The organism is Labrenzia sp. THAF35, from assembly GCF_009363595.1.
GTDB lineage: Bacteria > Pseudomonadota > Alphaproteobacteria > Rhizobiales > Stappiaceae > Roseibium > Roseibium algicola.
Map to the genome: position 1 here is coordinate 56,607 of NZ_CP045383.1, position 13,787 is coordinate 70,393.

General features: G+C 55.6%; 16 protein-coding genes and 2 pseudogenes. 10 read left to right on the forward strand and 8 right to left on the reverse strand.

Annotation, left to right across the window (positions count from 1 at the left end; all coding sequences use genetic code 11):
• Positions 1-10 precede the first annotated feature (10 nt).
• Positions 11-511: a phosphatase PAP2 family protein gene (locus FIU93_RS31205; protein ID WP_209171743.1), complete on the forward strand. Its 501-nt coding sequence runs from the start codon at positions 11-13 to the stop codon at positions 509-511.
• 287 nt (positions 512-798) lie between these two features.
• Here the strand turns inward: FIU93_RS31205 and FIU93_RS31210 are convergent, their stop codons facing one another.
• Together FIU93_RS31210 and FIU93_RS31215 are read right to left on the reverse strand one after the other, a co-directional pair.
• A complete protein-coding gene (locus FIU93_RS31210; protein WP_062492224.1) occupies positions 799-2,802 on the reverse strand; it encodes a M23 family metallopeptidase in 2,004 nt (667 codons plus the stop codon).
• Positions 2,803-2,916: 114 nt separating this feature from the next.
• The gene (locus tag FIU93_RS31215) at positions 2,917-3,570 is read right to left on the reverse strand and encodes a thioredoxin domain-containing protein (RefSeq protein WP_062492099.1); all 654 of its coding nucleotides are present in this window, start codon (positions 3,568-3,570) and stop codon (positions 2,917-2,919) included.
• 534 nt (positions 3,571-4,104) lie between these two features.
• Here FIU93_RS31215 and FIU93_RS31220 point away from each other — a divergent pair.
• The gene (locus FIU93_RS31220) at positions 4,105-4,431 is read left to right on the forward strand and encodes a DUF1636 family protein (RefSeq protein WP_077294808.1); all 327 of its coding nucleotides are present in this window, start codon (positions 4,105-4,107) and stop codon (positions 4,429-4,431) included.
• Positions 4,432-4,433: 2 nt separating this feature from the next.
• Here FIU93_RS31220 and FIU93_RS31225 read toward each other — a convergent pair whose 3' ends face one another.
• From FIU93_RS31225 to FIU93_RS31245, 5 genes and pseudogenes are all read right to left on the reverse strand, one after another.
• The gene (locus tag FIU93_RS31225; RefSeq protein ID WP_062492102.1) at positions 4,434-4,958 is read right to left on the reverse strand and encodes a hypothetical protein; all 525 of its coding nucleotides are present in this window, start codon (positions 4,956-4,958) and stop codon (positions 4,434-4,436) included.
• A gap of 77 nt (positions 4,959-5,035) precedes the next feature.
• A pseudogene (locus tag FIU93_RS31230) lies at positions 5,036-5,500 on the reverse strand (CbtA family protein); the annotation flags it as partial.
• Positions 5,501-5,559: 59 nt separating this feature from the next.
• A complete protein-coding gene (locus FIU93_RS31235) occupies positions 5,560-5,856 on the reverse strand; it encodes a conjugal transfer protein TrbD (RefSeq protein WP_062492104.1) in 297 nt (98 codons plus the stop codon).
• Entirely contained in the window at positions 5,849-6,208 is a 360-nt protein-coding gene (locus FIU93_RS31240; RefSeq protein WP_152508073.1) for a TrbC/VirB2 family protein, read from the reverse strand. Before FIU93_RS31240 ends, FIU93_RS31235 begins: the two co-directional genes overlap by 8 nt.
• Positions 6,198-6,599: pseudogene (locus tag FIU93_RS31245) on the reverse strand (ATPase, T2SS/T4P/T4SS family); the annotation flags it as partial. The gene FIU93_RS31240 and the pseudogene FIU93_RS31245, both read right to left, overlap by 11 nt.
• 206 nt (positions 6,600-6,805) lie before the next feature.
• Between FIU93_RS31245 and FIU93_RS31250 the strand changes: the two are divergent.
• From FIU93_RS31250 to FIU93_RS31270, 5 genes are all read left to right on the forward strand, one after another.
• Positions 6,806-7,087 (forward strand): hypothetical protein, encoded by a 282-nt coding sequence (locus FIU93_RS31250; protein ID WP_062492108.1) that lies wholly within the window; start codon positions 6,806-6,808, stop codon positions 7,085-7,087.
• A 389-nt stretch (positions 7,088-7,476) separates the two neighbouring features.
• On the forward strand, positions 7,477-7,731 hold the full coding sequence (locus tag FIU93_RS31255; RefSeq protein ID WP_062492109.1) for a type II toxin-antitoxin system Phd/YefM family antitoxin: 255 nt from the start codon (positions 7,477-7,479) through the stop codon (positions 7,729-7,731).
• Entirely contained in the window at positions 7,724-8,152 is a 429-nt protein-coding gene (locus tag FIU93_RS31260) for a hypothetical protein (protein WP_152508074.1), read from the forward strand. The genes FIU93_RS31255 and FIU93_RS31260 overlap by 8 nt, the downstream gene beginning before the upstream one ends.
• Positions 8,153-8,166: 14 nt before the next feature.
• A complete protein-coding gene (locus FIU93_RS31265) occupies positions 8,167-8,400 on the forward strand; it encodes a hypothetical protein (RefSeq protein ID WP_152508075.1) in 234 nt (77 codons plus the stop codon).
• Positions 8,401-8,847, forward strand: coding sequence for a hypothetical protein (locus FIU93_RS31270; RefSeq protein WP_152508076.1), 447 nt, complete (start codon positions 8,401-8,403; stop codon positions 8,845-8,847).
• A gap of 14 nt (positions 8,848-8,861) precedes the next feature.
• Here the strand turns inward: FIU93_RS31270 and FIU93_RS31275 are convergent, their stop codons facing one another.
• A complete protein-coding gene (locus FIU93_RS31275) occupies positions 8,862-9,314 on the reverse strand; it encodes a MucR family transcriptional regulator (RefSeq protein ID WP_152508077.1) in 453 nt (150 codons plus the stop codon).
• 639 nt (positions 9,315-9,953) lie between these two features.
• On the opposite strand from FIU93_RS31275, the gene FIU93_RS31280 reads away from it, so the two are divergent.
• The 3 genes from FIU93_RS31280 to FIU93_RS31290 all read left to right on the forward strand — a co-directional run bounded on the left by FIU93_RS31280 (position 9,954) and on the right by FIU93_RS31290 (position 13,088).
• Entirely contained in the window at positions 9,954-11,204 is a 1,251-nt protein-coding gene (locus FIU93_RS31280; protein WP_152508078.1) for an IS110 family transposase, read from the forward strand.
• A gap of 579 nt (positions 11,205-11,783) precedes the next feature.
• Positions 11,784-12,239: a hypothetical protein gene (locus FIU93_RS31285; RefSeq protein WP_062492122.1), complete on the forward strand. Its 456-nt coding sequence runs from the start codon at positions 11,784-11,786 to the stop codon at positions 12,237-12,239.
• A 3-nt stretch (positions 12,240-12,242) separates the two neighbouring features.
• A complete protein-coding gene (locus tag FIU93_RS31290) occupies positions 12,243-13,088 on the forward strand; it encodes a methyltransferase (RefSeq protein ID WP_062492124.1) in 846 nt (281 codons plus the stop codon).
• Positions 13,089-13,787 lie beyond the last annotated feature (699 nt).

The following is a 13,787-nucleotide window of genomic DNA, read 5'->3' on the forward strand; positions in this document are numbered from 1 at the left end:
TACACCGCTCATGCCACTCCGCCAACCCTTGTTTCTGCTGTCGACTCTGGTTCTTGGCCCCGGCGTGCTCGTAAATTTGATCTTGAAGGACAATTGGGGTCGCCCGAGACCGCAACATGTGGCTGAGTTCGGCGGAGACCTACCCTATCAAACTGTCTGGAAAGTCACTGACTATTGTGACCGAAACTGTTCTTTCGTCTCTGGAGAAGCGTCTTCCGCCATTTGGTTGACTTCAGTCGCCTTTCTAGTTCCCGCTACGTGGCGCAAAGCGATGCTGCTATTGGTGCTGCCGCTTTGCTTCATCCTGTCATCCAACAGAATCGCATTCGGCGGTCACTTCCTTTCTGACACATTAATTTCCTGGGGCGTAACGCTGCTACTCATTCTCGCAGTCTTTCATCTGTTCTTTCAAAGAACGCGGCCGATTGTGAGTGATCGTTCGTTGGACGAATGGATGACAGCTCTTGGAAGATTTCTGCAACTGAGTTTTCAAAGACTAAGGCGACGGTAAGCACAGTTTTATGGAACGGCCTTTCGTTTCCCCGAGTTTGATCCTATGGGCGCTGATTTCATGCCGGAGGAGATTTGCAGCCAAAGACTTCCGATATTATGCACTGCGGCAAACGACGCGGCAGAAGGATATTTTGGATCTGGCTAACAAGCACTCAGTATACGTGTTGCAGACCCGGCTGGCTTTACCGGCGGCACGGTTCCAAATGGTAACGCACACTTGCGGTGGCCTTAGTGTAATGAAAAGGATCGAACAACCTCTAAGAAACACCTCTTTTTAGTTCAACATCAGATTGCTTGATTGAACGCTTCCTCATTGTAGTCATGTTGCAAAATTCGGGGCCTACGGGCGTCACGTAATAAGTTGTCGAGCGCACTTCGTTCGGACTCAAATCTTTCACGCATTTCTCTATCGAGCACGCGTCCTTCTGGAAGCCTGGCTCGCATTGGATCCAAAGGTTGGCCATTAGCTAGCATCTCGAAGTGAAGGTGAGGTCCTGTTGAAAGTCCAGTCGAGCCAACATAGCCGATGATCTGTCCCTGTTTGACGCGAACACCTTCCTTTATGCCTTTGGCAAATCCGGTCTGATGATTGTAGGTGGTCGTGTATCCATTGGTGTGTTGAAGTTCAATTCGCTTCCCATAGCCGGAACTCCAACCTGCCTTTATCACGGTACCATCTCCAGCTGCCATGATCGGTGTCCCGCGCGGAGCAGACCAGTCCACTCCCTTATGCATTCTTGAATATTTGTAGACGGGATGCCGACGCATGCCGAAGCCGGATCGGAACCTGCCACCATCAATCGGTTTCCTGATCAGGAACTTCTCTGCGCTTTGGCCGAACGCATCGTAAAAGTCAGTAGCTCCATCGTCAGGCGTCCGGAAACGGTAAAATTCCAGCGTTGTCTTGCCATTGCTCAGCGCAGCAAAGTGGATCTCAGATCCGAAGTTACGGTCATCTCTGGAATATAGAAGCTCTATGGTAGCACCAGGCCTAGTCGAGGCATTGAAATCGATGCTAAAGGAAAACATGCGAACAAGTTCATTTACAATGTTTTTTGGTATGTCTTGCTCAAGTGCAGTTTGATAAAGACTATCGTATAGCGCTGGCGTTGGCCCGCTATGGGAGACACGATCCGCGTCAGCAAAGGCTGCTGCTGGAAAGGTGCTAGGCGGCCGGGCTTTGATGTAATCGCCGCCGTCTGATTGGGCAACGGTCGCTTCGTGTTTCGTATCGCTATACAGACTGATGCGCACGGGCAGCTTTCGCTCCGGATCGTCCTGTGAGGGCGCGTACGCTATTCGGAGTCGTTGTCCGTCTTCAAGTTTGGAGATTCCATACAATCGCTGAAACGCAAGTGTGATCGATGCAGCTTCTACTTCTGGAACCTGCTGATTTAGGAGGGTCCCCGTAAGGTTTTGCCCCTGAGCCACTGGCACAATGCTTTCATCCATTCCGGCTAACCGAATATCGTCATCGCGTTTTGACACGAAAGAAACGTTTTCCGGCGTTATCCGAACCGCATAGCGCTCCAAATCTGGCTGAAGCGCCAAATTGAAGTCGAAACGCCCAGGATCAATCACTGCTTCATAACCCATGTTAGTTGCATCCACCGAACGGGTCCGGATAAATTTGCGAACTTTCAATTCAATTTCCGATTCTGACAACGTCTTGTCCAAATCGAAATCCGTGTTCGATGATGGAAATGGTGTAAGGCTTATACTGACATCATTGGCCAATTTCGCACCGTACAGCGAGTCGGCAAGAAGAGAAGTTGCAACTCCCTCGGTTGCCCCTGTCGCTTCTTTCTCCGCACTCCTAGAAAATATGTTCAGCGTACTGAAGGCCGGAATTTGAGATGCAAGCGACGGGTCTTTCTTGGTAGCAAGCGTAGCGCTGATGAAAATATGTGGTTGAGCGCGAATGTTATCTCTGTCGCCCTCACGGGAGACAATATTCACATCTATTAATTGCTTGCTGGAATATTCAGTCGCCGATCGCAGAACCCTGTCTTCTTTGCTGTAACCGTTGTTCGAGATCGACAACTCATTCAATAAAGCACTCGAGGATTTCGCCCTTTCAACTTCGTATTGGCCGTCAAAGGCAGCGAATAGCGCGCCGCCCATCAAGAACAGGGATGTGACACCAGTGAGTGCTGAACCAGCGAACCAGCGCAGTGAAACCCCTCGCCGGTCCGGCATGCCATACAACCCTTCGTAACCAAGCAGCGGCGGTTCTTGACCGAGTTCGATTTTTGAGGACTGGGCGTTTGGGGTAGCGCCAAAGTGCATTGCAATCTGTCCGATGTTAGGCAACTAATCTGCGGATCAAATTCGTTTGTGCAGCGCGATGCCATTAGATTGCCATCGCCCCTCAAACAGATCCTGTTCCCTGTTTGCTGTTGGTTACTTCCGCGAAGCGGCCACCTCTTCGTTCACCAAAGCCCTCAGTTCCGCCTCGCCAAACGAATTGACGGACCGGCCGTTAACGAAAAACGTGGGCGTCTGGGTTACGCCTAAGACTTCAGCATCGGCGCGGTCCTGGTTAATCGTTGCAGCTATAATGGGTTCCAGCATCTGAGTTCGCGCAGCTTCTGGATCGAGGCCGGCCTCCGTTGATATCTGAATGATGAGTTCTTGTTCTGGCGCTCCGTCTTTGGCCCATCTTTTCTGGTCGCGCAAAAGTGCCTCTAACACGGGTTGAAACACCCCTTGTTTCCGCGCAACTTCCAGTACTCGGATCGCTTCCACTGATCCCTTGCCTTCAAAGGCCACGTAGCGAATCGCCAGGCGCACTGTATCGCCATACTCAGCCATGATATCCCTAACAACCGGATAAATCTTGCGACAGGCTTCGCAAGTAGGATCAAAAAACTCGACGATAGTAACAGGTGCGTCCTCAGGCCCAATAATGGGCGAATGAGGCCTCAACACCGCCAGTGTCTGTTCGGTTGGAATCGCTGCTCTCATAAACATCGGACGAACGAAAAACCAGGCCGCAACGCTGAGCAGTATCAGCCCAAATACAGCCACTGAGAGAACAATTGATTTGTTGTTCATTTGCGGGAAACCTTCAGAGATGAGGCCGGCAGATTTGGCTCAAGTACTATTGCCAGCCTTGCTAGCATTGAGATTATGGTTCTGAAGATCTTTTGGTCGTGCTGTTCCAGAGCAAAATGAGGCCAGTGATGACGCTTAGTCGCTAGATCGTCTGTAGGAACTTGACAGTCATCCCTAACTGCTACTTTCAGAGCAGTTGCTTCCGGCAGGCAACTTTTGGATACATAGGCCGGATCATGGAACAATAGCCAGAGCGCGCGCGCAGGCCCGTCGAGGTCAGCAGAATGGGCAAACTTATAGCCGTTACCTGTAGCCGGGTATTTACGAGATTGCGATTTGGCCAAAAGATGTGCCTGAGTCGGATTTCTTAATTCGTCAGGCGTATACACCCTCTAGCCACTATAGATTCAAGTGATTTCTCAATTGGAAGAATAAATTTGTCGAACACAATACGACTTAATCCGAATGACAAAAAATGTGTTGCTTTGTACGCTTTCGCAGTGCTGTGCCACCACTGCCGGCAAAGGTGACCGAATGAACCGTATTATCGTTTGCAGTACATGCAAAAGCGACCCTCCGCCAGATCTGGATGCATTGCGTCGATCATTGAACGAGGCAGGAATGGCAATGGAAGTTACACAGATTGAATGCATGGGGGCCTGCGAGCAGCCAATTACGGTTGCGTTTCAGGGAGTTGGTAGAGCGGCATACCTTTTTTCCGGTGTTATCTTTCCGGACGACATTGCCGATATCGTCTCGACGGCCGGAAACTTTCTGGCAGCGGACAAAGGCTGGATCGAAGACGCCCGACCATGTGGACGTCTCCGGTTCTGCCTCAGAGCGCGCATTCCGGCGCTATAAGCCTATTTCACGTTCACAGTTACCGCAGCCTTGAGCGGTTCCGTCTCGACAGCAAGCATTCGGTGATCGTTGGAATTGAGCGTAACCTCAACCGTCGCATCACCTTTTGGAAGAGTCGGCAGGTGGAGCCATGCACTGTAGTGCCGCGCGACTTTCACGCCATTTACATATACGTGAGCATGGCCCTCGCCCAACACATGATCCAAGCCAGCCCGCTCGGGCGCAAAGGTGAAATTTTCTGTCATGATATGGAGATTGTAGCCGCTAACCGGATCCTGCGAGACACTGATTTTCAAGGACGGTGCATCGGGACCGCCAGGTACTGAGGTGGTCCTGTTGTGGTCGTGGCCAGCGGTTTGGCCGGAATGATTAGTTCTGAGCTGCACTGATGTGGTCTGCATCTGGTGATCGCTGGCTGATGAGTGGTCGTGACCGTCAAGTGCGACACCATTGCTTGCGGCAACAACAAAGCCGATGCCTCCGCCAAAGACCAGCCCGATGGCGAAGAGTGCGAGAGAGCGTTCCATGGGGTTTCAGGTTTCCTTAAAAAGAAACCGGGCAAAACGAGATGTTTCGCCCGGTCGGTTATGATTTAGATTCCGGATCAGGCCGCCTGCGTTGCGCCGACCCTCGCCCTCTCGCGCTGCCAGAAAAAACCTGCAAAACAACCAAGCAGAAGCCAGGCTGCCATTCCGACGCCAAAGGCACGGCTGGCAAACATTGCCCCGATCTCGGTCGGAACTGGGCCGGTGAAGGTGTCCGGCTCTGGCGCGCCGATCACGTGTGGTGCCAGCAGCAGCATTGCTGCTGCGCCCCAGGCCACCCAGTTACGGCCGAATGCGATCAGCCACAATCCGGCGCCTGCGGTAAGGACGGTGGCCCACCACCAAATCTGCCGGGCAAAAACATCCGCCGCCGCGACGCCGGGCACTTCGGGAGCTAGGCTGAATCCGGGCGCGAAGTGGAACGCGACGAACCCTGCAACGCCCCAGAGCAGGCCGTTGCGACCCGTTATAACCGCACCGCGCATTTCGGCAATTGCCATGCCGGCGAGCAGAATGAAGGCATAAGGGAGCAGGTCGGAAAAGGATGGCGCGACGTGCCGGAATCTTTTGAGGGCAACCATGTTCAGTATTTCCGCCAGGGCGTGGATGTCGGCCGGTAGTAGGCGCGGTATTTGACGTGCCGCAGATAGACAGCGCGCATCAGAGGGTCTGCCTTGGCCATCATCCGCAGCACGCCAACGACCACGATCCAGATCGCCACGCCGAGCACAGCGGCATAGGGCTTCAGGATCACGAAAATCAGAATGACCGAGGCAAGACCGGTCACGAGCACCAGCTCCCGGTCTGCTCCGAACAACAGTGTCGGGCGTGAAAGAGCGCGGTGAACCCGCGCTCTGTTGAGGCCCGGCGCATCAGTCACGAGCCGGTTCCACGATTGCCGTGTTCCCTTCCGGAGCAATTCCGATGGAGGCGCCGGAGGATCCGAACAGGCCGACGATGGTGGACGCGCCGAGCAGCACGCCGAGAACTAGAACGACGTAGGCGAGACGACGGGCAAAGTCGTTAAGTTCGCCGCCGAAGATCAACATTGCGCCGGCGATCGCAACCGCGATCAGGCCAACGGCGCCAGCGACAGGACCGTTGATAGACGCCTGGATCTGTTGAAGCGGACCTTCCCAGGGAAGCGAACCGCCGCCGGAGGCAAAGGCTGGTTCGATGACGAATAGTCCGGCCCCGACCAGGGTCAGAAAAGTCAAGAAATTACGCGACATGAAGGGTCCCTTGTCTGTCGTTGGAATTTTTGTTGAGGAACTGAGATGCAACGGCTGAGCGGACGTCATACGTGCCGTCCCGAAAGCCGGACACAGTCACGATGTCCCGAACGATGCGCCCGTGTTCGGGGGAGCGCTCGATCGAGACGATGAGGTCAACCGCTTCTGCGATGACTTGGGGCATCGGCTGCTGAGACACTTCCGCGATCAACTGTTCGAGGCGCGTCAGTGCGGTGAAGGCGTTGTCGGAGTGAACCGTGGCGATGCCGCCCGGGTGGCCCGTATTCCATGCCTTGAGCAGCGTCAGCGCCGCACCATCGCGAACTTCGCCGACAATGATCCTGTCGGGACGCAAGCGCATGGTCGATTTCAAAAGCCGCTGCATGTCCAGCCTTCGCCCAGAAAGCCCTCAAAGATAAGGATTGGCTGCCCGAACCGATCCGCTGCGGCATGCCCACACATGAGCAGCAAACCGACGACGACATGGGCAACGTCGAAACTCTTCCCGTGGCGGCTGAATAATCAGCCGTCGCCGGTCGCGGGCCTCTCCTCCCGCGACCGGCTTCCCTTTCCAACGAAAGCTCACGGGACAGGATCATGCTTCAGCTTGAACTCTTCCAGCGCACAGACAAAGGACAGCCCGGAGCCACATGGTGGGCCGGGCGTTGGCAGTGCCGGAACATGAACGGATGGTTTCAGGATCGCGAAGACGGGAAAGGCCCGTGGTGCTTTGTGGTCTATGCACTCGGGGATTCCGATTGCGTCGTTTACCGCCTTGATGAAGCCGGAGTCCTCTGCCACGCCCGAACGCCCATCGATCAGCAGGACCGCATCATCATCGACGGGCGCAAATATGGCCGTCGTAATTGGCGCCACTAACCAGGTCGGCGCGGCGGGGGCCGATTGCCAGCCGCATCGAGCGGCCGGCAATCGGTTCTGTTTAGCGGCAAGCCCGTGCGGGCTTTCTTCCCTGCTCTGACGAATGGCCTTAAAGCCATTCTTAAGTTGTTTGGACGACAATCAACACAACAATAAAGCCTGATTTTCCTCGAAAAATCATCAGTCCCCGCTAAGCCTCCGGAACGCCCGGAGGCTTTTTGTTTCCGCCCTGTGCTTCAGTGTTGTACCGGTATGGCGTTGTCTGGCGGGAAATCAACGCCATGCCCTCAAACATAGAGCTGATTCATATCTGCACGACTGTGCCTCACATCTTGAAATTCCAGAATATCCATATTATCAATAAAATTTGGATTTTAAGGGAGTTTCCGATGCGAACTTTCACGACCGCCGATCTCAACAAACACGTCGGCGACGTAACTGATGCAGCCAGGCGGGAACCCGTCTGCATCACCCATCACCGCAAACCGAGATTCGTTCTCATGGCATTCGAAGATTATGAGCGTTTGCAGGGCACCAAGGATCCCCGCAAAGCCGTGACGCTGGAGACGATGCCTGCCGACGTCGAGGACGGGCTTCTGGCCTTGGCAGACCAATATGAGCAAGGAACAGGCGCAGATGATTGATCCGGAAACTGGTCTGGTCATCTCCTATAGCTTCCTTTGGTCAAGAGAAAACGCAAAAGGCGAGGAACAAGGCCGAAAGGCACGGCCGGCATGCGTTGTCGTTCCATTGACGTCCAAAAGTGGCGACGTGGTTTTGTTTCCCCTCACAACGAAAGATCCAGGCGTCGGCCGCTTGTGCTTGCGCGTTCCGGAAACCGAACGCAAACGCCTGAAGCTCAAGGGTGACGCCCCCTGCTGGATCCTCCTTGATGAAGCCAATACGGACATTCTGCCCGGATCTTTTCATGTTGAGCCGATCAGCTATGATCCGCTGACGATATCCTATGGAAAATTCAGCCACGCCTTCGTTGGGCAGATCTTGAGAAAACTCGCCGAGGCGATCCGCGCTAAGCGGCTCCAATTCGTTCAACGCGAACGATAATTGGAGGGTCTGTCGTGCCGGAACGGTCCATTTACGCCCAGATCGATGAAATCCGCGATGTTCTTGAAAAGCGCGAACAACGGTTTTCGAGCCTGCGCGGCCATATGGCCAGCGAGGAGGAGGAACACATTCTCCGGCTCAAATGCGCCCTCCGGACTCTCGAATGGGTCCGGGACCATAAGGATGAACTTCGAACGCTTGCCGGGGAGCTCAGATCTCTGACTGGCCTGACGAGCAGCGACAGCTAGATGGGCGGCCTACAATTTGAATTGTCACAGAAACAAAAAGAGAACATTCTATGTGATCGATCCATCACGCGACCGAGCAACCGATTAATGGCTGAATACCGCAGAAAGTGGGCAAGCGTCGATCAGCTTGCTCGCATGATCCTGGAACAAGCTATCGGCAAACAGAAACCAGTACTGCTTTCCCCGGAAACCGCCGTTTTGGTTGCCGATCGCATGCTCATTACCGATTCCGACCCATTCGTTCGAGGCTTGCATTTCCGGGTCGAAACCTGGGACCGCGAAGGAAAACAGCCACTTGAGCTTCTGGTCGCGACGCAAAAGATATCAATTGGACACGACGCTTTCCGAACGGTGATGAGCGACAGTCCCAAGGATCGGACACTATTGCGGCATGGAATTCGAGTCTTGCGGGACAGCGCCAGCGAACCCAAAACCGACAGCGATTGAAGCCGACTGGATCCTCAAGACTTGGAACGGGGCTTTCTTGTCTTCCGCGCACCCTTCTGACCTAGGCCCATCTTTCTCGCAAGCTCGGATCGGGCAGCCGCATAACTCGGCGCGACCATCGGATAGTCCGTCGGCAAGTCCCACTTTGCTCGATACTCTTCCGGCGTCAGGTCGTAGTGGGTCCGCAGATGCCGCTTCAGGGATTTGAACTTCTTGCCGTCTTCCAGGCAGATAATGTGATCGTTGGTCACGGACTTTTTGATCGGAACCGCAGGTTTCAGCTCTTCAACAACAGGCTCCGAAGCTTCTTGAACGGTGGATGACAGCGCCGCGTGAACGGTTGCGATCAGCGCCGGCAGATCGCCCGAGGCGACCGTATTGTTGCTCACATAGGCCGAAACTATGTCCGCCGTCAGATCAACGAAATCAGGCTCAAGAGAGATGTCGTTTTGAGCAGCTTCGGACATAAGAATTCCTTTTCGCCAATTACCTAAATGTAAGTGAAGAACCGTTCTTAGGCTCGTTATACTACTAAGTAAATAGGTTCGGGCGGCACCCTTTGGGCACGGCTCTAGTCGCTGCGCTCCCCGAGCCAGGCGCAAGCGCCCGTCTCGGCCATCCGGTGACGATCCTCCCACCTCCGGGCGTCGCCCTGCGCACTCCGCTTGCCATCCTCAAATAGGCCGCCCTGCAGGCGGTCATCACACCCCTGCCGGGAGAGGGGAAACGCCGCTCCCCCTCCCCCACCAAGGGCAAAAATCGGTCTCCCCATCCTTCCTCACTCACGCAGCCGGCACGCCGGCGTCGCTCCCTCGTGCAGGACCAGGCGCAGATCCGCGTGCCGGCCGGGCCCGCGGATCCACACCTGGCCGTCCCGGTGGGCGATCCCTGTTCCAATCAAAACGCTCCTCGCGGGGTGGTATAGATCGACCTGCGGGCCAGTCCTTCGGGAGTAACCTGGTGATACTGCGCCGCGAGCGCCTAGAGGGGACAAGTGCCCCGTTGGATTGGCCGCGATCGACGCCCCGTGGGGAGTTGCGCCTTCGAGCGCCAGAACAGGTCCGGCGAGGTTCGCGGCCGCCCGTTCGAGCTACGAAGGAGAATTCATGGAAAATACGATTGCAGCGTATGTGGGCGTGGATTGGGCTTCGGCGACCCACTATGCCTATGCCCTCGATGTAGACGGGGAGAAGTTAGGTCATCGTGCATTCTCGCACGGTGGTGACGGGCTTGCGGAACTTGCCTCCTGGATAAGATCGGTCACAGGTCAGGAACCGGAGAATGTCGCCGTCGGTATAGAAGTGCCCCATGGGCCGGTCGTTGAACATCTTATGGACGCTGGCTTCCTGGTGCATGCCATCAATCCGAAACAGCTCGACCGGCTCCGTGACCGCTTCACCGTGGCAGGAGCCAAGGATGATCGTTTGGATGCCTACGTTTTGGCTGACTCTTTGCGAACTGACGCGCGGTTTTACCGCTTCCTGAGGCCTGTTCATCCAACGGTCATTGAACTTCGGGAATGGTCTCGGATGGTTGAGGATCTTTCGGCTGAGCGGAACCGGCTGGCCAACCGGTTTCGTCATCAACTCTGGCGCTACTACCCGCAAGTAATTGAGTTGTCGGAAGATTGGGCGCGAGGTTGGGTCTTGGACTTGTGGGAACTTGTGCCGACGCCAGCGAAAGCGCGGAACGTTCGGCAGGCCACGATCGCACGACTGTTAAAAAGGTGCCGGGTCAGAAAATGGACGGCGGATACCCTGCTTGCTCACCTTCGTTCGACACCAATCTCCGTCGCACCTGGGGTTACGGAGGCCTGCGTCGCCCATTGCGAAGTCATCCTTGCCCGTCTTCGGCTGGTAATGCAGCAAATGAAGATCGGCATGAAGCACCTTGAACGTCTGTGTGCCGCGGTTGCCGAGTTACCCTCGACCGAGCCAACAGACCCGGATACGCGTTGTGATCCGGAGATATTGAGATCTCTGCCTGGCATCGGGCCAATCGTCCTGGCGGCATTGCTTTCAGAAGCGCCTGAAGCTGTTCGCCGACGGGATGCCAACGTTCTTCGAGCCCTGTCGGGTGTAGCGCCGGTGACCCGGCGTAGCGGGAAACAATATATTGTCGCGATGCGCCAGTCCTGCCCGTATAGGCTTCGAACGGCTGTATTCCATTGGGCACGAATAGCTGTGCTGCACGATTTCCATTCCCGGAACCGGTACAGTGACATGCGCAAACGAGGGCATTCTCATGCTCGCGCTCTACGTTCGGTCGGTAGTCGTCTGATAGGCGTCGCCTGCGCCATGCTGGAAAGCGGAGAGCTGTTCGACAAGGATAGAAAGCCACAGGTCCTGGCTGCATAGGTGATTGCCGGACGAGCGCGAAGCCCCAAATAGCGAAGAGCCCGGCCGGCGATGCGGCGCAACGCGCCGCCAACAATGGAATCGCGTGCAAAGCACGCTCCACATCTTCCTTCGAAAACGCTTAGGGCTCCGCCCTCGGCGCGCTTCAAGGTGCCTTCCGCCCAGCTTCCTACGCGCGTTCCACGCTTCGTGCAGCAGGGTCCCCGCGAAGGACCTCTCCGCTTGCACACCCGCTGCTCGCCGCGAGGCAAGGGTTGCAGCGCAGCGCTGCGAACCCTCGCAGAAAGGCAGCGGGAGAAGCCGGGAAATCAAGGATCGAAACAAGTGAAATTAGCACTTGAAATAGGTGGGGAGTCCCCTCCGTTTTTTCCCCTTGTCCCCCTCCCCCACACTCTCGCCGCCGAGGTCTCAGGAGCAGGAGCCGGGCTCCTGCCCTTTCGGGGACAGAACCCGCGTTCCACGGGAAGAAGGAGAGAAATAGATGTTTATCAAAGAATTCTGCGCGCTTGTCAGCGTGAGCCTGTTCAGCTTCGGGCTGGTCGCTTGCTGTGTCGGCCTCGCAGGTTGAGGGATCGCTCTATGACCAACAAATCCGAGTTCGTCACGGCCTATTTTTACGATGCCTTTTTCGGGGCAATGGCCAATATCTCCCTAAGCCGGGCAAACTACATTGCGGAAGTCAAACAGCGCATCAAGTGCAGCTTTTTCGATGTCGCCCGCCTCGATGACAATCACGATGTCTTCGTGGACGACAACGGCCTGACAGACGGTCTTCATACAATCGTTCGCCTCAAGGACTTTCCAAATCCGTTTGCCGGAAACCTTGTCATCGTGGGCAGGGATGAGCACGGAGACATTGCCGAGCCTCGCATGACCGTCGAGGAGATCGCGGAGCTGATCACGGTTTACCGGCCTGTGATGGATCCTGAATTGACCAACTTCGAAGGCCCGGACCTGATCGGAATCGGCCTGACAGGTTTGAATATTCGCATGGACAAGAGCGAACCCATCATCGTTGTAGATGGGGAGTTTTAAGCCATGGCGAAACTCACCAAATCGCAGCGCAAGGCCCACGCGGAGGCCGAGGCGGTCCTGACCAAGGATCGCTTGAGCGAAGACGAAAAAGACTTCGTGTTTCAGAACTGGCACGAAGGCGCGAACCACATCAACGGAGCATCCGGGGCGTTCTTTACGCCCTGGGGGCTGGCTGCAGACTTCTCCATCGATGCCGGGGGCGCTGGCAGCCGCGTCATCGATCTTTGCGCCGGGATCGGAATCCTGTCCTACTTCCTGCACCACCGCGCGAAATGGGCCGACAATTGCCCGGACCTGACATGCGTTGAGCTGAATCCCCGATATGTCGAGGTGGGCAGAAAGCTGCTGCCGGAGGCTCGTTGGATCTGCGCCGATGTCTTTGACTGGAGGGACTGGCAAAGGGAGCTTGGTGGAGAGCGTTTTGACGTGGCCGTGTCCAATCCGCCGTTCGGTGCCGTGAAGCGCGCCGGCAATGGACCGCGCTATCGTGGCCGCCAGTTTGAGTTTCACGTGATCGACATCGCGGCCGAACTGGCCAATCGGGGCGCATTCATCGTCCCGCAAGCGTCCGCCGCCTTCCGATATTCCGGCGCGCAATGCTTTCAGAGGGTTGAAACCGGTCCTGCGGCTGAATATCAGAAGTTGTCAGGGTTCCACATGTATGAAGGCGCGGGCGTCGATACCTCGATGTACAGGGACGATTGGAAGGATACCTCGATCATTTGCGAAATTGCCTGCTACGAGTTTGCCCAGGATCGCGCCCGGCAAGGTCAGGTGCAGGAGCGCCTAAGCGCCCTGCCGGTCCCGGTCGTCCCACTTCGCCCAGCCGAACAACTTGCGTTGCTGTGAGGGGAACCATGGGACCGATACGAAAAGTCAAAGTCTATGACATTGATTCCGGCCTCGGCGGCACGCACACAGTTTCCATAGTCGAAGAATTGCCGAACAATCGGATTAGCGTTCGAGTATGGTACGGCAGAGCGACGCCGACCGGTTGGGAAGCGTGGATTGAATGGGACGGTGCCACATTTGAGACAACGCACGACCAGTTAACGAACCCGAGAGTTTTAGCGCTCTACAAAGAGGAAACCTGATTCAGTTTTGAGCAGCAAAAGCAGCAGCGCAGAGCAAGCGGCGCGACCGGGCCGGATTGGCTAGCCCGGCTGAGGCAACAGCCTTGCTCTCAAACCGGAGGTAACGACGATGTGGCATTGGCCTATCAGCGTTACCCTTAAAGTGAAAAAGACCCGGACGACCTTGCAAATCGAAATCCGGGTCCAATTCATACTTTAGGGAAGGGGGCGGCGGGGAAACCTGCCATCCCACTCCGGACAAGAATATAAGTCAATTCTCTGAATTTTCCAAATGATGGATGTCAAACAGGCAATCGGATGTCCTCGCGACATCGGCCGGTAGTGTGCAAACGTGAAAAACGGCGGCCAAGCGTGACAAAACCGTGAAACGGTGCCGCAGGACCGCTCCCGGAATAGCTGAGCAAAGGCCTTTTATCAAAATACCGATTTTGGAGCCCATTCCGCTCGCCTACCG

Coding starts and splice junctions, on each gene's coding strand:
- FIU93_RS31205 (WP_209171743.1), top strand. CDS start 11: ATGCCACTCCGCCAACCCTTGTTTCTGCTGTCGACTCTGGTTCTTGGC.
- FIU93_RS31210 (WP_062492224.1), bottom strand. CDS start 2,802: ATGCACTTTGGCGCTACCCCAAACGCCCAGTCCTCAAAAATCGAACTC.
- FIU93_RS31215 (WP_062492099.1), bottom strand. CDS start 3,570: ATGAACAACAAATCAATTGTTCTCTCAGTGGCTGTATTTGGGCTGATA.
- FIU93_RS31220 (WP_077294808.1), top strand. CDS start 4,105: ATGAACCGTATTATCGTTTGCAGTACATGCAAAAGCGACCCTCCGCCA.
- FIU93_RS31225 (WP_062492102.1), bottom strand. CDS start 4,958: ATGGAACGCTCTCTCGCACTCTTCGCCATCGGGCTGGTCTTTGGCGGA.
- FIU93_RS31240 (WP_152508073.1), bottom strand. CDS start 6,208: ATGTCGCGTAATTTCTTGACTTTTCTGACCCTGGTCGGGGCCGGACTA.
- FIU93_RS31250 (WP_062492108.1), top strand. CDS start 6,806: ATGCTTCAGCTTGAACTCTTCCAGCGCACAGACAAAGGACAGCCCGGA.
- FIU93_RS31255 (WP_062492109.1), top strand. CDS start 7,477: ATGCGAACTTTCACGACCGCCGATCTCAACAAACACGTCGGCGACGTA.
- FIU93_RS31260 (WP_152508074.1), top strand. CDS start 7,724: ATGATTGATCCGGAAACTGGTCTGGTCATCTCCTATAGCTTCCTTTGG.
- FIU93_RS31270 (WP_152508076.1), top strand. CDS start 8,401: ATGGGCGGCCTACAATTTGAATTGTCACAGAAACAAAAAGAGAACATT.
- FIU93_RS31275 (WP_152508077.1), bottom strand. CDS start 9,314: ATGTCCGAAGCTGCTCAAAACGACATCTCTCTTGAGCCTGATTTCGTT.
- FIU93_RS31280 (WP_152508078.1), top strand. CDS start 9,954: ATGGAAAATACGATTGCAGCGTATGTGGGCGTGGATTGGGCTTCGGCG.
- FIU93_RS31285 (WP_062492122.1), top strand. CDS start 11,784: ATGACCAACAAATCCGAGTTCGTCACGGCCTATTTTTACGATGCCTTT.
- FIU93_RS31290 (WP_062492124.1), top strand. CDS start 12,243: ATGGCGAAACTCACCAAATCGCAGCGCAAGGCCCACGCGGAGGCCGAG.